This is a genomic window from Arthrobacter sp. Y3225209, assembly GCF_059090685.1.
Window position 1 is genome coordinate 89,508 of record NZ_JBNHFW010000004.1, and the last position, 19,765, is coordinate 109,272.

Below are 19,765 nucleotides of genomic sequence, written 5' to 3' on the forward strand. Positions count from 1 at the left end.
AGGAGGTGAGTTGAATGAGCGATTCGAAGGCAAGCGCTTCAACTGCATCCACGAACGATCAGCAGGGGCTTTCGGCGAAGCAGAAAGCGCAAATCACCATCGGTGCCCTGGCCGTGATGAACATTGTGGCGGTGGTCAGCCTCCGCGGACTTCCCTCGGAGGCGGAATATGGTTTGAGTTCCGTTTTCTATTACGTATTTGCCGCGATTGTCTTCCTGATCCCGGTATCCATCGTCGCAGCGGAACTGGCCACGGGCTGGCCGGAAACGGGCGGCGTTTTCCGTTGGGTCGGTGAGGCCTTCGGGCCCCGCTGGGCCTTCCTGGCCATGTTTATGCTTTTCATCGAAGTCACTATCTGGTTTCCCACGGTACTGACCTTCGGTGCGGTGTCGCTGGCCTATACGGGAACAGATCAAAACCTGGACTCACAGCTGGCAGGCAACAAACTGTTCGTCCTGGCAGTGGTCCTGGTGGTCTACTGGCTGGCTACCTTCATCGCGTTCCGCGGAGCGAAGGCCTTCTCACGAGTGAGCCAGTGGGGTGGAATCATCGGCACTATCATTCCGGCCATCATCCTGATCGTGCTTGGTTTTTCCTATTTCTTTGCCGGAAACACCCCGCAGATCCAGATGGGCTGGGGTGAACTTCTGCCGGACTTCGGCAATTTCTCCAACGTGGTGCTCGCCGCGTCGATTTTCCTTTTTTATGCCGGCATGGAAATGAACGCCATCCACGTGAAGGAAGTGAAGAACCCGACGCGCGACTATCCGATTGCGGTGCTGATTGCCGCAGCCGGCACAGTGATCATCTTCGTCCTCGGCACCCTGGCCATTGCCTTTGTGGTGCCGCAGGCGGATATCAACCTGACCCAGTCCCTGCTGACCTCCTATAACGACATGTTCGAGTGGGCCGGTATCGGCTGGGCCGGACCGATTGTTGCGGCCATGCTCCTGCTGGGGGTCCTGGCCGGCGTGGTGACCTGGGTGGCCGGTCCCTCCAGCGGCATGCTGGCCGTTGCCAAGGCCGGGTACCTGCCGCGCTTCTGGCAACACACCAACAAGCACGGCATGGGCACGCACATCCTCTTCTTCCAGGCATTTGTGGTGACCGGCCTGGGATTCATCTATGTGGTCCTGCCGTCCGTGCAGGCGGCCTACCAGATCCTGAGCCAGCTGACCGTGATCCTGTACCTGATCATGTACATGCTGATGTTCGCGTCGGCCATCTACCTGCGCTACAGCCAGCCGAACCGCCCCCGGCCCTACCGGGTGCCCGGCGGAGACGTGGGCATGTGGATTGTCGCCGGAGTCGGCTTCCTGGGCGCGCTGATGGCCTTCTCCTTCAGCTTCATCCCGCCCGCCCAGATCGCCGTCGGTTCCCCCGCCGTCTATGTGGGCATTCTGGTAGCCGGTGCAGCCATTATGGTGATCCTGCCGTTCATCATTTACGCCTTCCGCAAGCCGCACTGGCGTGACCCCTCCAGCCCGTTCGTGCCGTTTACCTGGCAGATTGAGCACTCGAATCCGGGAACGGTGACGGAGTCCAGTGTTTCGACGCAGCAGCTGACCCGGGAGGCAGAGGCTTCGGGGTCACCGCTGAACTATTCGCAGGACAGCGGACACGGAGAGCACGCCAAGGCTGCGCATCCGCCCGCCCACGTGCAGCCGTCCGGGCATGAGGGCGAGCACGCGGCTACTACGGGCGCCGCTCCGGCGCCCGGTTCTACCCGGCCGCGCGGTAGTGGCGGCAGCACAGGCACAGGCGGGAGCACAGCAGTATGAAACTGGACCAGGCATCCATAGAGAATGCCGTGAAAACCGCCTACGCGGACCATAAGGATGACACCGGCGGCGAGAACGCCAGCTACATCCCGTACCTGGCATCGGTGGACCCGGCGTTGTTTGGTGTCTGCGTCATGACTGCCGACGGCCAGTTATTCGAAATGGGTGACACCGGCTTCGAATTCGCGCTGGAATCCATTTCCAAGGTCTTTTCCATGGCCTGGGCCATGGAAAAGGTGGGGCTGGAAACCTTCCAGCAGAAAGTGGGCGCCGATCCAACGGGTGAACCGTTCAACTCGGTCATCTCCGTCGCCCTGCACGGCGACGCACCCGTGTCACCCCTGGTCAACGCCGGGGCCATGTCCACCGTCTCGCTGATCCCGGGCGACACAGCAGAGGACCGGTGGGAAGCCATCCTGCAGGTCCAGAGCGCCTTCGCCGGGCGGAAAATCAGGCTTAGCGATGAGGTGAACGAATCGGAGCAGTCCACCAACTTCCATAACCGGGCCATTGCCTGGCTGCTGTACTCGGGCGGCACCATGTATTCCGATCCGATGGAAGCCTGCGATGTGTATACCCGGCAGTGTTCGACCCTGGTTACGGCCCGGGACCTGGCAGCCATGGGTGCCACCATTGCAAACCGCGGGGTAAATCCGCTGACCGGCGACCGCGTGGTCCAGGCCGCGCATGTGCCGGCCATGTTGGCGGAGATGACCATGGAGGGGTTGTACACCGCGTCCGGTGACTGGGCCTACCAGGTCGGGCTGCCGGGCAAAAGCGGGGTGGGCGGCGGAATCATGGCCGTGATGCCCGGCAAGCTGGCCATCGCCGGCTTCGCGCCTCCCCTGGACCCCGCCGGCAACAGCGTCAAGGCCCAGCATGCCGTGGCGCAGGTGGCCAAGTCGCTGGGGCTGAGCATTTACAAGGCCAGCGAATACAGCGAGTAACTGCTGATTAGGCCGGGCCGCCGCGGCTGCCGAGATCCCTGGAGATCCGGTCCGCGGCGGCCCGCAGCAGCGGAAGAACCGTTGTCTCCACGCCGTCTGAACTGTGCAGCTGCAGGGACACGTTGGCGGCTGCAACCACGGTGCCGTCCGCACCCCGGACCGGCACGGCAACACCGCGCAGTCCGTCTTCCAGCTCATCCGTCACCTTTGACCAGCCGCGGATGCCGGCAAGCCGGACTTCCTCCCGCAACTCCGCCACTGAGGATACGGTGCTGCGCGTGTACTGCTGCAGCCGGACGTCCGCGAAGTAGGCTTCCAGCTCTTCGGCCGGCAGCTGAGCCAGCAGGACCCGCCCCATGGAGGTGGCCCAGGCCGGGAAACGGGTCCCCACGTTCACTGCCACCCGCAGGAGCCGCAGCGACGTGATCCGGGAAACGTAGACGACGTCGGTTCCGTCCAGGATGCACAGCGACGTCGTCTCCCCCAGCTCGGCAGAGAGCTGCTTCAGGTGCTGTTCGGCCACCTGCGGCAGGGAGAGGTGTGCCAGGTACGCGGCGGCGACGTCCAGGGTCCGCGGTGCCAGTCGGAAGGCGGTGCCGTCAAAGCCCAGATAGCCCAGGTCCCGCAGGGTGAGCAGGAACCGGCGGGCGGCGGCGCGGCTGGTCCCCGCCGCGGCCGCGGCCGTACTGACCGTGTGTTCCGGAACGTCGGGCGTGAACGCGCCGAGGATCCCGAAGGCCTTCTCCACGGACTTAACGTAGTAACCCTCCTCCACGGTCATCCCTCTCCGCGCCGGGAATCATTCCTCGATGCCAGGTATTGGGACGCCAGCCGGACCGGGGCGTTGGGGGCGCCGTAGCCGTCATAGCTGCCACGCCGTTCCACCACCTCGAAGAACACGTTGCCCACGGTTGCGGTGTAGAAGTGCAGGAACTCCCCGTCCGCATCCCGGTCATATAGCAGGTTCAGTTCCTGCAGCTCGGACAGGAACGCCGGGTCGAGGCGGAACCTGGCGGCAAGATCCTCATAGTAGTTTGCCGGTACCGGCAGGAACCGCAGGCCGCGCTCGGCCGCCCGCCGGGCTGTGGCGATCAGGTCGGTGGAGGCAAAGGCGACGTGCTGGGGGTACTCCCCGCTTCCCGGGCCGGATTCCACAATGAGCGGGGCAATGTTCAGCGCCAGCCGTACCCCGCCGTCCACACTGCGCATGACCTGGCTGCGGACCAGGCCCATGGGGCTGGGAACCTCCTGTGAGGCAATGGGTGCCAGGGACAGCGTGGATTCGTAAAACAGTACCGCTTCGTCGAAGTGCTGCCACGGCTGGGACAGGTTGATGTGGTCGATGGCAGAGATCAGGGGCTCGGCCAAACCGTCGCCGTCCGGTGCGTCCGGCGCCCCTTCCGGCCCGCCGGTACCCGCCGGCCGGCTGAACTCTCCGGCCCACGCGGCGGTGCCGTCGGCCGTCGCTTCGCAGAGGAAGACTTCGGTGGAATCCGGGGCGAACACTGCCTGCAGGACCTGCTCGTCAGCCTGGCTGCGCCGGTTCACCGGACGTGCACGCAGCTGCAGCGCCCGCGATGCCGCCGCCTGCGGGTCCTTCACATCCAGCCCCAGTGCTGAAATCCCCGGTTCCATGCCGCGTGCCTGCTGGCCGTTGATGATGACGCGGGCACGGCCCTGCGTCCACAGCTGCACCGGCTTGGTCCGGTGCCGGCCGGCGAAGGTGAAACCCAGCTGATAGAGCAGGGCGGATACCGTTTCCGGGTTTTCCGCCTTGACCTCGGCAAAGTTGAACCCGCTGGGTTCCGCCACCCGCGGCAGCGTGGCCAGCGACATTGGGTACGAGGCACCGCCGTCGTGCTCAGCGAGGTATGCCGAGGTGCGTTCCTCCAGCCAGATCAGGGACCGCATGGCGTCCACTGCGGTCCGCTCCTCGGCGGTCTGGCGGAACACGTCGTTAAAGATTTCCAGTGACACGGGACCGTCATAGCCGCTGCGGACCAGATGGGCCATAAACCCAACGAGGTCGAAGGCGCCCTCGCCGGGAAACACCCGGTAGTGCCGGCTCCAGGACAGGACGTCCAGGGAGAGTTCCGGGGCATCGGCGAGCTGGACAAAGAAGATCTTCCCGGCCGGGATCTTCTCGATCGCGGCGGGGTCCCATCCGCGGGAGAGAATGTGGAAGCTGTCCAGGCAGGTACCTATGTTGGGATGGTCGGCCAGGTCCACTATGCGCTGGGCGTGCTCAAAGTCGTTGACGTAGCGTCCCCAGGCCAGGGCCTCGTAGGCCACTTTTATGCCATACCGGGCCGCGGTGTCCCCGAGCCGGCGCAGCTGCCGGGCTGCCACGGCGTCGTCGTTGATGGTGGCCGTACCCACGTTGCTGCACAGCAGCAGGGTGTCGATGCCCAGCCGGTTCATCAGAGCAAACTTGGCCTGTGCCCGGCGCAGGTTCTCCTCCAGCTGCTCCTCCTCCACGCCTTCGAAGTCGCGGAAGGGCTGGTAGAGGTCAAGGGTAAGGCCGAGCGTGGCGGCGAGGTCCCGGATTTCCTCCGGGCTGGAGGGTGAGACCAGCAGGTCCGGTTCGAAGATTTCGATGCCGTCAAAACCCGCGTCGGAGCAGGCACGCATTTTCTCTTCGAGCGTTCCGCTAAGGCAGACGGTGGCTATGGAGGTGCGCATCAGCGTCCCTGGGCAATCAGCTCGTGGAAGTGGGCAAGCATCCGCGCGGCATCCGGCCGGATGCCGGTGATCAGCTCAAAGGCGTCCACCGCCTGGCCCACGGCCATCCGTCCGCCGTCCAGGACCCGGCAGCCCTTGGCGCGGGCGCCAATGATCAGTTCCGTGTCGACCGGGCGGTAGACGACGTCGGCCACCCACTGGGACGGGTCCAGCAGGTCCAGGTCCACGGCGAGTCCGGGGTGGGAATGCATGCCCACCGGCGTCGCATGGACCAGTCCGTCGGCACCGGGCAGCACGGCGGGCAGGTCCGCCGGCGTTCCGGAGTTCACTCGCCGGTCAGGGAAAAGCTGTGCAAGTGCCGCCGCGCGCTCGGCTGCGCGGTCCGGGTCCAGGTCCAGCAGCGTCAGTTCCGCGGTGCCGGCCTTCAGGAGGGCGTACGCGACAGCGGCTCCTGCCCCGCCCACACCCAGCTGAACCACGGACCCCAGCGCTGCGTCCGGCAGGCCGGCGGCCAGTGCACCGCTAAAGCCGGAGAAGTCGGTGTTGTGGCCAATGAGCTTTCCATCCCGGATCAGGACAGTATTTACCGCCCCGAGGCGTGCGGCGTCCTCAGACACCTCGTCCAGTTCGGCCAGGACCAGCTGCTTGCAGGGGTGGGTGACGTTGAAGGCGTTGAAGCCCAGGTCCCTGCCCCAGCGCAGCAGGTCACCCACATCCGAGCCGGGGCGCCCCAGCCGGGTGAGGTCCACCGGACGGTAGACATAGCGCAGGCCCTGCCGGTCGGCTTCACGCTCGTGCATGGGAGGAGTAAGGGAGGCAGTAATGCCTTCTCCGATCAATCCGACGACGAACGATTCCTCCGTGCCACTCATGGGACTGTCCTTCCGGTCTACTTGGTGCTGCCGTGTGCTCATTCCGAACCGGAACGGCCCGGATGGCAGGTCACAGTTGCCGGGGTATCCGGCTGTGAGTTACATTACTGCAAGTGTACGGAGTATGCACATGTGTACGCATAGCGCACAATGGCTGCTGCCACGCATACCCGGACACCATCAACACTGCATCAGGTACGGCGCACCCACCGCATTTGGTGCGGAAGCAGTACACCCTGCAGCACATCAGGTACCGCACACCCCGCACCACGGGGAAACACCCCGGAACCTGGTAACCGCACGGTATGCCGGCCACGGCATCCCGTCGCCATCCGCCGTCCCCCACCGCCACGCCCCCACGTCAGGAGAGATGCAATGGACGCATCCGCCCCCGCCGGAAAAGCGCCGGGCAAGTCCCCGCGCAAGGCCGCCACTGCCAGTTTTATGGGCAGTGCCGTTGAGTATTACGACTTCTTCATTTTCGGCTCCGCCGCCGCGTTGATTTTCCCGCGCGTCTTCTTCCCCGATGCGGATGCCCAGGCCAGCATCATGTCCCTGGCGACCTTCGGTTTCGCGTACATTGCCCGCCCCGTGGGTGCAGTGATCCTGGGACACTTCGGTGACAAGGTTGGCCGCCAGCGCGTGCTGATGTTCACCCTGCTTCTGATGGGCGGCTCCACGTTCCTCATCGGCTGCCTCCCGGACTTCAATACCATCGGCTGGTGGGCTCCCGCACTGCTGGTTTTCTGCCGGCTGATGCAGGGCCTTTCCGCTGCCGGCGAGCAGGCCGGGGCCAGTTCCATGACCCTGGAACACGCACCGGACAACCGCCGGTCCTTCTTCACGTCCTGGACGCTGACCGGAACGCAGGGCGGCCAGATCCTCGCAGCCCTGGTCTTCATTCCCGTCGTCGCGCTGCCGGACGAGATCAAGTACGGCATTGGCTGGCGTATCCCGTTCTGGCTGAGCGCCGTGGTAGTGGTAGTCACCTACTTCATCCGCCGTTCCCTGCACGAAACCCCCACCTTCACCGAAGCCAAGGAACGCAATGAAATCGTCAAGCTTCCGGTGGGTGTGCTGCTGAAGGACCACTGGCGCGATGTGCTGCGCGTAGTGTGCTGCGCCTTCATCGCCGCTGTCTCCACCGTGTACGGAACACTTGCGATCAAGTACGGCACGGAAGTCGGCAGCGTCAACGCGGACATAACGCTTTGGCTCGTAGTGGCGGGCAACTTCGTGGCACTGTTCACCCAGCCGCTGTTCGGACGTCTGGCAGACCGCATCGGCCGGCGGCCGGTCTTCGTCTACGGTGCAGTGTCCAGTGCGGTGATCATGCCCTTCTACCTGTTGTCCATGGAGTCCGGAAACACCCTGCTGCAGTTTGCCCTGTCCATTGCCGTATTCTCCTGCGGCTACGCGGCTGCCAACGCTGTCTGGCCGTCCTTCTACGCCGAGATGTTCAGCGCCAAGGTTCGCTTCTCCGGCCTGGCCATCGGCACCCAGCTCGGCTTCCTGATGGCCGGTTTCGCACCCTCCATCGTTGCCGCCATCGGTGGCCTGGAGCCCGGCGGCTGGCTGGTCACCAGCTACTTCACCGCAGCGATCTGCGCCATCGCCGCCGTATCGGCACTGACGGCAAAGGAAACCGTCCACGTTCCCACGGCCGAACTGGGTCTGCGCCCCAAGGCTGTTCCGTCCGGCGCAGCGCCGGCGAACCCGTACAGCTGAACCGCATAGCGCGGTAAACCGCCCGGGCGGCCCCTTTGCGGGGTCGCCCGGTTCCGGTTAAGCATCCGTTTACATACCGCGCAGCCGGGCGCGCCGCGATGTCCAGGCAATGTACCCGCCCAGTGCCCCGGTGGATGCCAGGCCGGCACTCATCAGGGGTGCCTGCCACGACTTCCAGCGCGAAGCGTCCCCGAGGGTCAGCTCCCCCACGCCACGGATGAAGGCAGAGGCGAAAATAGCTGCCACCAAACGGTTCCCCACCCGCTCCAACCGGATAACCAGCGGGAGCAGTTCTTCCGCCCTGAGGTGGACCTCCATGCCTTCGAAGTCCAGCGTTTCGATGAGCCGGCGCACCTGGTCCGGCAGTTCGGTGCCCAGTTCCAGGGCCTCCGCCCCTGCCCGCCCCAGCCGGCGGGCGTAATTGACCGGGTTCAGCTGCCTGGCGGTCATCCGGCGCGCATAGGGTGCCAGGGTCGGGCCCATCCTGAAGTCCGGGTCCAGCACCTCCCCCATGCCTTCGGTCATGATCAGCATCCGCAACAGCAGGGCCATCTCCCGCGGGAGCTGGATGTGATGGGTGCGGAGGATCCCCAGGCCGGTGGTGATCAGGCTGCCCACAGGCGCATCGGCCAGGCTCCTGCCCGAGTACATACGGATCAGCGGACCAAGGTCCATGCGCAGCTTCACCCGGTCCACCCGCACACCTGAAGCGTTCAGCCGGACAATGGCGTTGGTCATCCGCTCCGGGTCCTTGCGCACAATGCCGACAAAAAGTGCGGAGAGCTGCCCCCGCAGCTTCTCATCCACTTCTCCGACCATGCCGAAGTCAATCAGCCCCACCCGGCCACCGGGCTCCACGAACAGGTTCCCGGGATGCGGGTCGGCATGGAAAAACCCGTCGTCAAAGACCATCTGCATTTCCACCCCGGCCGCCGCGACAGCCAGTGCCGGACGGTCGATTCCTGCCGCATCCAGCGCCTTGGTATCCGTGACCTTCATTCCCGTGATGCGGTCCATTGTCAGGACCCGTGAGGTGGTGTGGTCCCAATAGACCCGGGGAATCTGCACGGCCGTACTGTCTTCGAAGTTGAGCCGGAACCGGTCTGCGTTGCGTCCTTCCTGCAGGTAATCCAGCTCAGAACGCAGGGTCCGGGCAAACTCGTCCATCAGGCCGGTGAGATCGTAGTCCCTGGCGGCCTCCCAGTGCTTGCTGGCCGTGCTGGCGAGGTTCTGCAGGATCTCCAGGTCCTGGTCCACCTCCGTGGTGATGCCGGGCCGGCGCACTTTGACGACGACGGCGGTGCCGTCCTTCAGGGCCGCCGAATACACCTGCCCGATGGAGGCACTGGCCATCACCGCGGTGTCGAAGAAACCGAAAACCGATTCCGGTTCGGCGCCCAGTTCCTGGCGCAGCTCTTCCCGAATCGCCGGCCAGGGCACAGGATCGGCCCTGTCCTGCAGTTTGGCCAGTTCCCGCTGGTAATCCGGTGGCAGCAGGTCCGGCCGGGTGGAGAGCAGCTGGCCCATTTTGATGTAGGTGGGTCCCAGTTCCTCGAGTGCAATCCGCAGGTATTCGGGCCTGCTCGGCCGGCGTACGGCATCTTCAGCGTGCTCCTGGCGCCGGAACGGCAGCCGCCCCTCCAGCCCGAGGGCCGAGACGAGAAAGCCCAGGCCGTTACGGGAGAGGATTTCGGCTATCTGCCGGTAACGGTCCAGGTGGGTAATCATGGTCTGCTCCCGTCATGCGGCACGGTTCACCGCCGCAGGTGCTTAGCGAAAACACTAACCGCAGCCCACGGCCGCCGACAGGCCCTGCAGCGATGCGGCAGCCGGCCGGGCGGCATCGGATGGTTTGCTCTTCCGGCAGGCACCGGCGGCCCCTAGACTCCGGCACATGCCAATGCCTGCATCCGACAACCCGTCCGCTTCCATGCCCCTGGATGCCGGGTCCCTGACGCTGCCCCATAAGCTTTCCCTGCTGTCCGGCGCATCCTTCTGGCGCACGGCGGCCATTGCCCGTGCGGGTATCCGGCCGCTTGTCCTCTCCGACGGGCCCCACGGCATCCGCCGGCCACGCAATGAGGATGAGCCGGGACTCGGGAACTCCATCGAGGCCACCTGCTTTCCCGCCGAGTGCCTCACCGCCTGCTCCTGGGATCCGGAGCTGCTGGCGCAGCTGGGCGCCGCGACGGCGCGGGAGGCGGCCGCGGCCGGCGTCGACGTCGTGCTGGGCCCCGGATTGAACATCAAGCGCACGCCCCTGTGCGGACGCAACTTCGAATACTTTTCCGAGGATCCGCTGCTTGCCGGCGAACTGGGTGCTGCGTGGGTACGTGCCGTCCAGGCACAGGGGGTGGCCGCCTGCCCCAAACACTTCGCCGCAAACAACCAGGAGGCGGACCGGATGCGCATTGATGCCTCGGTGGATGACCGGACGCTGCGCGAGATCTATCTGAAGGCCTTTGAAACCGTGGTCCGCTCCGCCCGGCCGTGGTCACTGATGGCCGCCTACAACAAAATCAACGGAATCCACGCAGCGGAGAACCCCTGGCTGCTGGATACGGTACTGCGCGGCGACTGGGGGTTCGACGGCGTTGTCGTCTCCGACTGGGGCGCTGTCACGGACCGCGCGGCTGCACTGGACGCGGGCCTGGACCTGGAAATGCCGGCAAGCAACGGCCTGGGCCTGGCCGAACTCGAGGCAGGGCTGGATGCCGGCACCATCAACCGGGACATGGTGGACGCCTCCGTTGCCAGGCTGCTGCAGCTGGCCGCGCGGACCGCATCACCGGCCCGGGAACCGGTGGACCCGGAAGCACACCACCGGCTGGCACGTGACGCGGCAGCACGCTCCATGGTGTTGCTGAAGAACGAGGGCGGCATCCTGCCCCTGTCCCCGAAGCTCCGGCTGGCGGTCGTGGGTGAACTGGCCCGCACACCGCGCTTCCAGGGGGCGGGCTCCTCCCAGGTGAACCCTACGCGGATCAGCGTGCCGCTGGATGTCCTGGCAGACGGGTTCGCCGCCGTTGACTTTGCCGCGGGGTACCGGCTGGACGGGGAGTCCGAGGAGGCGCTGGTAACCGAGGCGGAAACCGCTGCTGCCGCCGCAGACGCAGTCCTGTTTTTCCTGGGCCTGCCGGTGGAGAGGGAATCCGAGGGTTTTGACCGTCCGGACCTCACGCTGCCGGCAAACCAGCTGCAGTCACTCGCTGCCGTCCTGGCAGCGAACCCCTGGACGGTGGTGGTGCTCTTCAACGGCGGCGCAGTTGAAACGTCGTGGGCATCGGATGTGCCTGCGGTCCTCGAAGCGTGGCTTCCGGGACAGGCCTGTGGGGAGGCACTCGCCGATGTGCTGACCGGCGCCGTGAACCCGTCCGGAAAACTCGCCGAAACCTTCCCGCACCGGATCGAGGACACACCGGCCTTCGGTAATTATCCGGGTGAATCCGGGACGGTCCGGTACGGCGAAGGCATCTTTGTGGGCTACCGCTGGTACGACGCCCGGCGGATGGAACCGGCCTTCCCCTTTGGCCACGGGCTCTCCTACACCAGCTTCGGCTACAGCGGACTGGCTCTGAAGACCGCAGAGTCAGACGAGGGTCAAATGGTCTCGGTACGGCTGACCGTGCGGAACACCGGCAGCTGCGCCGGAGCTGAAGTCATCCAGCTCTATGTGGGCGCCCCGGGCGGCACGGCCCCCGCTGCGCCCCGCGAACTCCGGGCCTTCCGCAAGGTCTATTTGGAACCGGATGCCACCGCCGATGTGGCCTTTGACCTGCCGCTGGCGGCGCTGGCCCGGTTCGATCCGGCAGCGCACCGGTGGACCGCCGATCCCGGCGGCTACCGGATCGATGTCGGGTCCTCCTCGCGGGACATCCGGCTCAGCGGCAGCCTGGAGCTGCCCGGCACCGGCGCCGAACCGACAGGACAGCTCAGCCTCGATTCGACCATCGCAGAATGGCTGGCGAATCCGCGGGGGCAGCGTGTACTTGGCGCACTGGCAGCAGAAGCGGCCGGCGGCGCGGGGGAAACCGGAGCGGCGGAAACCGGAGCCGGGGAAGCCGGCGGGCTCGCCGGAGCGCTGTCGCTGATGGGCAGCCTTCCCCTTCGCCGGTTGGCACGCTTTCCCGGCAGTCCGCTGACACCCTCGATCCTGGCCGGGCTGGAACAGGCCGTCCGCGGCCCGGAAACCGGTCAGGGCGCCAGCACGGACGCGTAGATCTCCTCATGGGCCGCCGCCACGGCCCGCCGTTCGGCTGTCCGCTCCGCGCGTGTAAGCCCCGGCCAGGGACGCTCGGCATAGAGACCCTTGAGTGCGGTGGCCAGTGACTGCTCGTCCAAACCGTCCTCGGTGTGCACAAACTCCGCCACGGTGGAGCGTTGCTGGGCATAAAAACCGCAGGACGGCGCCAGCACGCTGGTGCCCAGATCCGTACAGGCCTCCAGCCAGCCGGAGTGGGTTCCGAACCGGTAGGGCAGTACTGACACATCCAGGGAGCCGAGGTAATCCCAGAGCGCCGTCTCATCGAAATAGTCCCGCACCTGCAGTTCCAAACGCCCAGCCGTTTCAGCTTCGGTGAGCCATTTGTGCAGCTCCGGACGGTATTTGTCCCCGCCCGGCGTGAGGATGTCCGGGTGCCCGTTAACCTGCAGCACGGCCCCCGGCAGCTGTTCCACCGCTGCCGTCAACGCCGGCAGGATGACGCCGTCAAGCATGTTGGGCCGCAGGCTCTTCAGGTGCACCCCCACGCGGAACCGGTCCTGCGGCGGCCGGGAAAGCCGCAGGCGCTGCCGCCGTTCGAGTTCACCCAGCTCCACCACGTGCGGATGGGGCAGGACCACCGGCCGGCGCCCCCAGCGGGCCTCGACGGCTGCAGCTGCCCCGGGCGTCAGCGTAATCAGCCGGTCCGCCGCCGGAATAAGCACATCCAGCTGGGCATCATGGGCTTCCGGGGTGAGGTGGTGCGGATTGCGCAGGTCATGCACGGTGTAGACCAACGGCTTGCCCCGGGCCTTCAACTCGGCCGTCACAGCCCGCAGGTCCCGGGGGGAAATGGCATCAAACCCGAAGTGGATGTGCATCAGGTCAAAGGTGGAGGCGTTCTCCCGGATCCAGTGCGGGTCCAGCATGACGGGCGGCCACCAGGTGGATTCCGTTGACTGGCCGGGATTGCGCGGATCCGGGTCCGGCAGGCGCAGCACACCGCCTGGCCGCGAATCACCGGGGACACGCCCCGTGTGGCGGATATAGACCTGGCTGTGCGGCACGCTTGCCACCCTGACGGTTGACTCCCCCACCGGATCCGACACCGCCGCGCCCACTGCCCCGGAATCCGCCATCGCGCCTGACTCTGCCACGTCACTGCACCTTTCCCGGGCCGAATCCGGCCCTGTCAGCAAATTGCCTTCAGTATACTTACTGTTTTGGGCGCCGGCAGGGAGCGCCTGCGGCGGAGGGGAACCCATGGAGCAGACCGGCGGCGACGAACCGTTTTCAGTGCTGATCATCAGCTCCGGGAGGGACCGGCACCTGGCCCGGACTGTCCAGGGCATCCAGCGCTCCACCCGCCTGCCGGCTGACATAGTGTTCTGCTACATGAACCAGCCCGACGCTGTTCCGCCCCAGGGCACACTGCCCCTCAGTGTGGTCCATGTGGACACACCGTCCGGTGCGCCGCTGCCGCTTGGTGCCGCCCGCAACGCCGCCGCCGCTGCTGCGCAGACCCGAACGCTGGTTTTCCTGGACGTGGACTGCATCCCCGCCCCGGAGATGTTCGAGCAGCTGCTGGCTGATCTGCAGCAGGCAGGAGGGCTGGTGATGGCGACGCCGCGCTACCTGTACCCGGATGCGGACCTGGCGGCCTGGGAGACGGGAGGCAGCATGGACGTGCTGATGCAGGGGTCCATTCCCCATCACGCCCGGGCAGCGCTTTCCCCGGGTCGCGGAGAACCCGCGGCCCCGTCCACCGAGTACGCCCTTTTCTGGTCCCTGGGCTTCGCCGTCCGGCGGTCAACCTTTGACCTAATCGGCGGTTTCGACGAGACCTTTGCCGGCTATGGGGGTGAGGACACCGATTTCGCGTTCACTGCCCGCGGGATGGGGATCCCCCTGGCATTCTCCGGGGCCACGATGTTCCACCAGCACCATGGTGTGCACCGGCCGCCCCTGCAGCATCTGGAATCCATTGTGGTCAATGCCCGGGCGTTCCGGAGAAAGTGGGGAACCTGGCCCATGACGGGATGGCTGGAGGCCTTTGCCCGGGCCGGCTACGTGGCGTGGGACCCGGACGGCGGGGAACTTCGGCTGCTTGCCACGCCCGGCCCGGCGGAGCTGGCTGCGGTGCGGGTCAGCGCTCCCTACTGAATGCAGGGACCGGCGGCCGCTCCCCTGCCCCGGATTCGGCGGTGGCACGCTCCACTGCCGTCAGGAAGCGGCTCCGGAATTCTGCCTCCGAAACCAGCAGTGTCCGCGCCAGCAGTTCCGGATCGGAGGCGCTGAGCGCCGCCAGTGTGCGCTGCCAGTCCGTAGGTGCCGAGAAGTCCGGGGCAGCAGTGGCGCCGGCGCCGGCCAGCGCCTGCGCAAACCGTTCCTGCTCTCGGAAGGGCCGCTGTTCGGGAATGAGCAGGGCCGGCCGGCGGGCTGCGGCGGCCGCGGCCACCGCGTTGTGCCCTGCCGAGGTCACCAGGACCTCTGCGGCTGCCAGCAGCGGTGCCGGCTCCGCTACAACGCCAAGCAGTTCAACATTGGAGGGCACGTCCCGGACAGCACCCGAAGTACGGCCCATGATCCGCCACGTCCAGTCCGGGGTTGCGCGGGCGGCCTCAAGTACGGCCGGCAGCCGGACCCCGGTCCCGCCGAGGGATGTCTGGACAGCAACCGTGCGCGGCTGAACAGCCTGCCGCCCCGCTGACCGCGGCGCGAGCATGCCGAGATAGGTGCTTTTTGTGCCGTAGGCCGCCAGATGTTCAGGGGTTTCGAGGGTTTGGGGGAAATACGCAATCAGTCCGTTGACGGAATCATAGGCGAGCCGGTGCGGGGCATCCGTCCGGTCCCCGTGCATACGCCGGTGGATGACCGGATATCCGGCCAGCCGGGCGAACACGGCGGTTTCCACCGAGACATCCACCACCACAACGTCCGGCATGAACTCCTCCCAGTACGCGTGCAGCCGTGCGAAGCGTTCCCGGACCGCAGGAACGGTGGGCGCATAGTGCAGGGACGTACCGGGTCCCGGCGGGAACGGGCCCTGCCGCGCGACGTCGGGCGGCAGCGGGGCAAACCGTGCCCCGCCCGGCAGGTCCGGGACGCCGGCGGCAGGCATGGTGCCGGTTACCAGCAGGTCCACGGCGTCAAGCCGGGCAATGTTCGCTGCGTGACGCAGGTGCCCTGTGCCGTGATGGTGCGCGTAGTACGCCACACGGGGTTTTCTCCGGGAGGTCATGACAGATCGGCTCAGCTCAGGGGCAGGGCAGCTTCGGCGCTGCCGGACTGGGGGCGGGAAAACCCGGCCGGCTGTGCAAGTGACGGCAGGCCCTCGGGCTGGAGCAGGGAACGGAGGTGCACCTCATAGGAGTCCACCATGGCACCTGCACTGAAGCGGGCGGCGGACCGGCGGACCCGGCTGCGGTCCAGGCCCCGCGCAGCCGTCATGGCATCGGCCAGTTCGTCGGCACCGAGCCCGGCGGCCACCCGGCCGGCGTCGGCGTCGATAATCTCCGGCATGGCGCCCAGCGGCAGTGCCGCTACGGGGGTGCCGCAGGCCATGGCTTCCAGGGCTGTAAGGCCAAAGGGCTCGGACCACACGGGTGAGGCGATAAAGACTTCACCCGAGCCCAGGAAGGCCGCCAGTTCGCGGTGATCGAGGTGCCCCGCATGTCTGACGCCCGGACCCAGCCGGGGAGCTATAACGCGGTCAAAGTACTTACCGTCACTGACAGGGCCCGCAAAGTGCAGGTCCATGCCGGCTTTCCGGGCGGCGTCGATCGCAATGTGCAGGCCCTTCTCCGGAGTCACCCGCCCCGCCCAGACCGCGGTACCGGGGCGGCGGGAGGTACCCGCGGGCCAGTCTGAGAGACGGATGCCGTTGTGGATGACGTGGAGGTCCGGCAGATGAGGTGCCCAGCCCGTGGCGTTCCGGGCGGAGACACTGACAAACCGGTGCAGCGGGGAGATGGCCGTGCGTCCCTGTTCAACCGCGTCCACGATCCACGGCAGGGGCGGGGTGTGCAGGATGGTCAGGGTGGGGTGGTCCGCCAACTTCAGATAGGGCTGCAGGCTCAGCGAATTGTTCACGACGACGTCGAAGGAGCCGTCCCGGACCGCGTCCAGTGCCAGGCCCAATGCCCTGTCCAGCGTCCCCTGCTGCGCCTGCATGGCGTCATCGGGCATCCCGCGGCGGAACTCAAAAGCGGCTGGAAGGACATCCACCACCCGGGCTGCGGACACGGATCCCGCTTTGGCAAAAAGCGTCACGTCATGACCGCGTGCGGCGAGTTCGTCTGCCATCAGGGAGGTGTGCATTTCGAGCCCGCCCAGGAACGGACTGGCAATCGGGTGATGCAGATGGGACAGCACCGCAATCCGGAGTGGACCCCCGCCCGCCGTGTGCCCCTGCGGGAGGGGGAACTCGAGACTCATATTAGTAAGTATGCCTTGTATTATCCCGCTCCCCGCCTAAGCCGGGCTCCCGGAGCTTCGGTCCACGTGCTTGGGGTTTGGGCGGTGCAGGTATCCGCCGGGGCGCTAACTAGGCTGTAAAGGGAATGGGCGGAAAGTGGTGCGTGGGCAGGCGGTCACGGTCGTAACTGATGGTGGTGTAGCCGTGGGGTGCGGGCTTGCCGTGCTCATCCAGGTTCACGAACACGATCTTGTCGATGGTCAGGATGCTGTCGCGGGTGATCATGTTCCGCACTTCGGCCTGCATTGTCAGCGAGGTCCGGCCGAACTTGGTTGCGGTAAGCCCCATTTCGATCAGGTCGCCCTGCACGGCGGAACTGACGAAGTTGATCTCGGACATGAACTTGGTGACAACCCGGCCGTTCCCCATCTGCAGGATCGCGTAGACGGTAGCTTCCTCGTCAATCCAACGCAGCAGGCTGCCGCCGAACAGGGTGCCGTTTGCGTTCAGGTCTTCGGGCCGGACCCACTTGCGGGTATGGAAGTTAATGTTTTGGAGGGGCATATATTCAGCTTATCCACAGCCCGGCCACCGTCCTGACCGATCCGCGGATGCCTTGCTCACACACCCCTGTTAGCTCTCTGACCTCTCTGTGACAGCCATCCCCGCACGGCTGTGAAAGCGGTCATTGCCAATCCGGCCTTTCGTTGAGTACGTCCCCCTGATGTGTAAGGTCGCCGTCTGCGGGCACGGGCAGTGCTTCCACAGACCCGGAGTGAACCAGCTGCCCGATGAGGGCGGCTGAGCCGCCCACGATGGTTGAGTCCATATCTATTTCCGAGGCCAGGAACCACGCACGGTCTTCGGGCCAGAGCAGGTTTGGGCTCTGCAGCACGTCCCATCCGCTGGCCTCGTGCCAGCCGGGCTCGGTGAAGACTGCAAGGTCGGCGTTAAACAGCAGGTACTTCCGTCCCGGCAGTTCCAGCCTGGCCGCACCGGCCACTGTGTCCTGATGGAAGGGCGGGGGCAGGGGTTCTTCGTAGGTATGGCCTTCACTGTCCACGGTGACGTTCACGGCCGCGCCGCTCACCCACCCCCACCCCTCCCAGAGGCCGGCGATACAGGCTGAGGGCGAATCCGTATGGCTGGACAGAATGCGCACCACCTCAGCCAGGCATCCGGCCGCCAACGCGCCTACGAGGGGATCTTCGTACTGCCAGCCCGGTTCATTCCAGACCGGGTTGCGGTAGCCCGCCAGGATGGAGTTCCACTGCATCAGCGGGTGCGCCAGCGTTCCGCGGGTCTCGGCAAGGTCCCGCCACTGCATGGTCCGCGACTGTACCGGCACCGGATAGTCCCGATCCCATTCCATTAGCCGCGCGTGGACGGGATGGAAGATCCGTGCGTAGGCCTCGAATCCGGCCGGTACGGTTCCGGTCACTGTGCCCGGGCGGGCGAGGCTCCCGGGAATCCAAAGACCGGACTCGGAATCGGCAAGGGGACCCTCCAGCGGCGTCGTCATGCGGCCAGTATGCCTTAGTCGCTGCCGGATGCGGCGTATCGGGGCAGTGTTGGACCGCCGGCCCGCAGGAATCGCCACCGTGGCCGTGGTGCGGCCCTGCCGATCGGTTCTGCCCGCCGCGTGCAGCGCTAGAAATTAATCATGTGGCCCGTCAATCCGTGGAAGGCCTCCTGCAGCGCCTCACTCAGCGTCGGGTGGGTGTGGACATTACGGGCCAGTTCAGCGGCCGTAAGGTCCCACTTCTGGGCCAGCGTCAGTTCCGGCAGCAGCTCGGAGACGTCCGGGCCGATCAGGTGCCCGCCCAGCAGTTCCCCATACCTGCCATCCGCCACCAGCTTCACAAAGCCCACCGGCTCCCCCAGCCCGTGCGCCTTGCCGTTGGCCGTAAACGGGAAGGTGCTCACCAGCACCTCGTGGCCCTCGTCCCGGGCCTGCTGCTCGGTAAGCCCGAAACTGGCAACCTGCGGCTGGCAGAACGTGGCGCGCGGCATCATCCGGTAGTCACCCAGCGGCATCGTTTCGGCCTTGCCGATGGTTTCGGCGGCAACCACCCCCATGGCCTCCGCTACGTGGGCGAGCTGGAGCTTGGCGGTGACATCACCGATGGCATAGATATGGGGCACATTGGTACGCATGAAGTCATCGATGCCAATGGCGCCCCGGTCCGTCAGCTGCACCCCGGTCTTCTCCAGGCCGTAGCCCTCGGTACGCGGCGCAAAGCCGATGGACATCATGACCCGGTCCGCTTCGATGCTGCCGGCCTTCCCGTCCTTGTCCGTGTAGGCCACCGTTACGGAGGAGCCGTTATCCTTCACGGTCTCCACCTTGGTGGAAGTCAGGATGGGAATGCCCAGTTTCTTGTACTGCTTTGTGATCTCCTTGGACACGTCAACATCCTCGTTGGGCAGCGCCCGGTCCAGGAACTCAATGATGGTGACGTCCACACCGTAGCTGCGCAGCACATAGCCGAATTCCATGCCGATGGCCCCTGCGCCCACAATGACCATCTTTTTGGGCAGGTCCCGGTCCATGATCTGGGCCTCATAAGTGACCACGTTGTCGCTCAGTTCCACACCGGGAAGAAGCCGGACATAGGTGCCTGTGGCGATGATGGCGTTGTCGAAGGTGACGGTTTCACTGCCGCCCTTTGACAGGCTGACCTCAAGGGTGTGGTCATCGGAGAAGATCCCGTGGCCGTCGTATTCGGTGATCTTGTTTTTCTTCATCAGGAAGTGCACGCCCTTGACCCGGCCGTCGGCCACCTGGCGGCTCCGGTCGAAGGCCGCCCCGTAATCGAACGTGACATCACCGTTCATGCCGAAGGTCTTGGACTGATTGGTAAAAATCTGCGCCAGCTCGGCGTTGCGGAGCAGGGCTTTGGAGGGGATGCAACCGACGTTAAGGCACACCCCGCCCCAGTATTTTTCCTCCACAATGGCAGTCTTCAGTCCCAGCTGGGCAGCACGGATGGCGGCCACATACCCGCCCGGTCCGGCTCCGAGAACAACGACGTCGTAATGTTCGCTCATGCGCTCTGACTCTCCTTAGCTGCGGTGCTGAAAACTGGTGCTGAACACTGTGGTGCTGGAAATCATAAGCCAGCTTACGACGCCCG

Annotated in this window: 15 protein-coding genes; 5 read left to right on the forward strand and 10 right to left on the reverse strand. The window is 65.8% G+C overall.

Annotated elements, in window-relative coordinates; genetic code table 11:
• Positions 1-14 precede the first annotated feature (14 nt).
• Together gadC and glsA are read left to right on the forward strand one after the other, a co-directional pair.
• Entirely contained in the window at positions 15-1,781 is a 1,767-nt protein-coding gene (gadC, locus tag AC5RVB_RS04325; RefSeq protein WP_494142051.1) for a glutamine/gamma-aminobutyrate antiporter GadC, read from the forward strand.
• Positions 1,778-2,728: a glutaminase A gene (gene glsA, locus AC5RVB_RS04330; RefSeq protein WP_494142052.1), complete on the forward strand. Its 951-nt coding sequence runs from the start codon at positions 1,778-1,780 to the stop codon at positions 2,726-2,728. The genes gadC and glsA overlap by 4 nt, the downstream gene beginning before the upstream one ends.
• Positions 2,729-2,735: 7 nt before the next feature.
• On the opposite strand, the gene AC5RVB_RS04335 is transcribed toward glsA, so the two are convergent.
• Genes AC5RVB_RS04335 through AC5RVB_RS04345 form a run of 3 tightly spaced genes read right to left on the reverse strand, consistent with a single transcriptional unit; the run spans position 2,736 to position 6,282 of the window.
• Positions 2,736-3,509 carry an IclR family transcriptional regulator domain-containing protein gene (locus tag AC5RVB_RS04335; RefSeq protein ID WP_494142053.1) on the reverse strand — a complete coding sequence of 258 codons (774 nt, stop codon included), beginning with the start codon at positions 3,507-3,509 and terminating at the stop codon, positions 2,736-2,738.
• On the reverse strand, positions 3,506-5,410 hold the full coding sequence (locus AC5RVB_RS04340; RefSeq protein WP_494142054.1) for a bifunctional sugar phosphate isomerase/epimerase/4-hydroxyphenylpyruvate dioxygenase family protein: 1,905 nt from the start codon (positions 5,408-5,410) through the stop codon (positions 3,506-3,508). The genes AC5RVB_RS04335 and AC5RVB_RS04340 overlap by 4 nt, the downstream gene beginning before the upstream one ends.
• The gene (locus AC5RVB_RS04345) at positions 5,410-6,282 is read right to left on the reverse strand and encodes a shikimate dehydrogenase (RefSeq protein WP_290245092.1); all 873 of its coding nucleotides are present in this window, start codon (positions 6,280-6,282) and stop codon (positions 5,410-5,412) included. The genes AC5RVB_RS04340 and AC5RVB_RS04345 overlap by 1 nt, the downstream gene beginning before the upstream one ends.
• A 375-nt stretch (positions 6,283-6,657) precedes the next feature.
• On the opposite strand from AC5RVB_RS04345, the gene AC5RVB_RS04350 reads away from it, so the two are divergent.
• A complete protein-coding gene (locus AC5RVB_RS04350) occupies positions 6,658-8,010 on the forward strand; it encodes an MFS transporter (protein ID WP_227901964.1) in 1,353 nt (450 codons plus the stop codon).
• Between the two features lie 69 nt (positions 8,011-8,079).
• Here the strand turns inward: AC5RVB_RS04350 and AC5RVB_RS04355 are convergent, their stop codons facing one another.
• Complete coding sequence (locus AC5RVB_RS04355; RefSeq protein ID WP_227927849.1) at positions 8,080-9,738, reverse strand: ABC1 kinase family protein; 1,659 nt, start codon at positions 9,736-9,738, stop codon at positions 8,080-8,082.
• Positions 9,739-9,904: 166 nt separating this feature from the next.
• Here AC5RVB_RS04355 and AC5RVB_RS04360 point away from each other — a divergent pair, with 166 nt between their 5' ends.
• Entirely contained in the window at positions 9,905-12,229 is a 2,325-nt protein-coding gene (locus AC5RVB_RS04360) for a glycoside hydrolase family 3 C-terminal domain-containing protein (RefSeq protein ID WP_494142055.1), read from the forward strand.
• On the opposite strand, the gene AC5RVB_RS04365 is transcribed toward AC5RVB_RS04360, so the two are convergent.
• On the reverse strand, positions 12,205-13,368 hold the full coding sequence (locus AC5RVB_RS04365; protein WP_494142056.1) for a glycosyltransferase family protein: 1,164 nt from the start codon (positions 13,366-13,368) through the stop codon (positions 12,205-12,207). The genes AC5RVB_RS04360 and AC5RVB_RS04365 overlap by 25 nt on opposite strands.
• Positions 13,369-13,474: 106 nt before the next feature.
• Between AC5RVB_RS04365 and AC5RVB_RS04370 the strand changes: the two genes are divergently transcribed.
• Entirely contained in the window at positions 13,475-14,374 is a 900-nt protein-coding gene (locus tag AC5RVB_RS04370; protein ID WP_494142057.1) for a glycosyltransferase family 2 protein, read from the forward strand.
• On the opposite strand, the gene AC5RVB_RS04375 is transcribed toward AC5RVB_RS04370, so the two are convergent.
• From AC5RVB_RS04375 to lpdA, 5 genes are all read right to left on the reverse strand, one after another.
• Positions 14,358-15,428, reverse strand: coding sequence for a glycosyltransferase (locus tag AC5RVB_RS04375; RefSeq protein ID WP_227901993.1), 1,071 nt, complete (start codon positions 15,426-15,428; stop codon positions 14,358-14,360). The genes AC5RVB_RS04370 and AC5RVB_RS04375 overlap by 17 nt on opposite strands.
• 35 nt (positions 15,429-15,463) lie before the next feature.
• The gene (locus AC5RVB_RS04380) at positions 15,464-16,648 is read right to left on the reverse strand and encodes a glycosyltransferase (protein ID WP_227901994.1); all 1,185 of its coding nucleotides are present in this window, start codon (positions 16,646-16,648) and stop codon (positions 15,464-15,466) included.
• A gap of 109 nt (positions 16,649-16,757) precedes the next feature.
• Positions 16,758-17,192, reverse strand: coding sequence for an acyl-CoA thioesterase (locus tag AC5RVB_RS04385; protein ID WP_227901995.1), 435 nt, complete (start codon positions 17,190-17,192; stop codon positions 16,758-16,760).
• A gap of 121 nt (positions 17,193-17,313) precedes the next feature.
• Positions 17,314-18,150 carry a hypothetical protein gene (locus tag AC5RVB_RS04390; RefSeq protein WP_227901996.1) on the reverse strand — a complete coding sequence of 279 codons (837 nt, stop codon included), beginning with the start codon at positions 18,148-18,150 and terminating at the stop codon, positions 17,314-17,316.
• A gap of 128 nt (positions 18,151-18,278) precedes the next feature.
• Positions 18,279-19,679, reverse strand: coding sequence for a dihydrolipoyl dehydrogenase (lpdA, locus tag AC5RVB_RS04395; protein ID WP_494142058.1), 1,401 nt, complete (start codon positions 19,677-19,679; stop codon positions 18,279-18,281).
• Positions 19,680-19,765: the final 86 nt, after the last annotated feature.

Excerpts from the sequence above, each read along its gene's own strand:
- gadC (WP_494142051.1), top strand. The coding sequence starts at position 15 with ATGAGCGATTCGAAGGCAAGCGCTTCAACTGCATCCACGAACGATCAG.
- glsA (WP_494142052.1), top strand. The coding sequence starts at position 1,778 with ATGAAACTGGACCAGGCATCCATAGAGAATGCCGTGAAAACCGCCTAC.
- AC5RVB_RS04335 (WP_494142053.1), bottom strand. The coding sequence starts at position 3,509 with ATGACCGTGGAGGAGGGTTACTACGTTAAGTCCGTGGAGAAGGCCTTC.
- AC5RVB_RS04340 (WP_494142054.1), bottom strand. The coding sequence starts at position 5,410 with ATGCGCACCTCCATAGCCACCGTCTGCCTTAGCGGAACGCTCGAAGAG.
- AC5RVB_RS04345 (WP_290245092.1), bottom strand. The coding sequence starts at position 6,282 with ATGAGTGGCACGGAGGAATCGTTCGTCGTCGGATTGATCGGAGAAGGC.
- AC5RVB_RS04350 (WP_227901964.1), top strand. The coding sequence starts at position 6,658 with ATGGACGCATCCGCCCCCGCCGGAAAAGCGCCGGGCAAGTCCCCGCGC.
- AC5RVB_RS04355 (WP_227927849.1), bottom strand. The coding sequence starts at position 9,738 with ATGATTACCCACCTGGACCGTTACCGGCAGATAGCCGAAATCCTCTCC.
- AC5RVB_RS04360 (WP_494142055.1), top strand. The coding sequence starts at position 9,905 with ATGCCAATGCCTGCATCCGACAACCCGTCCGCTTCCATGCCCCTGGAT.
- AC5RVB_RS04370 (WP_494142057.1), top strand. The coding sequence starts at position 13,475 with ATGGAGCAGACCGGCGGCGACGAACCGTTTTCAGTGCTGATCATCAGC.
- AC5RVB_RS04380 (WP_227901994.1), bottom strand. The coding sequence starts at position 16,648 with ATGAGTCTCGAGTTCCCCCTCCCGCAGGGGCACACGGCGGGCGGGGGT.
- AC5RVB_RS04385 (WP_227901995.1), bottom strand. The coding sequence starts at position 17,192 with ATGCCCCTCCAAAACATTAACTTCCATACCCGCAAGTGGGTCCGGCCC.
- AC5RVB_RS04390 (WP_227901996.1), bottom strand. The coding sequence starts at position 18,150 with ATGACGACGCCGCTGGAGGGTCCCCTTGCCGATTCCGAGTCCGGTCTT.
- lpdA (WP_494142058.1), bottom strand. The coding sequence starts at position 19,679 with ATGAGCGAACATTACGACGTCGTTGTTCTCGGAGCCGGACCGGGCGGG.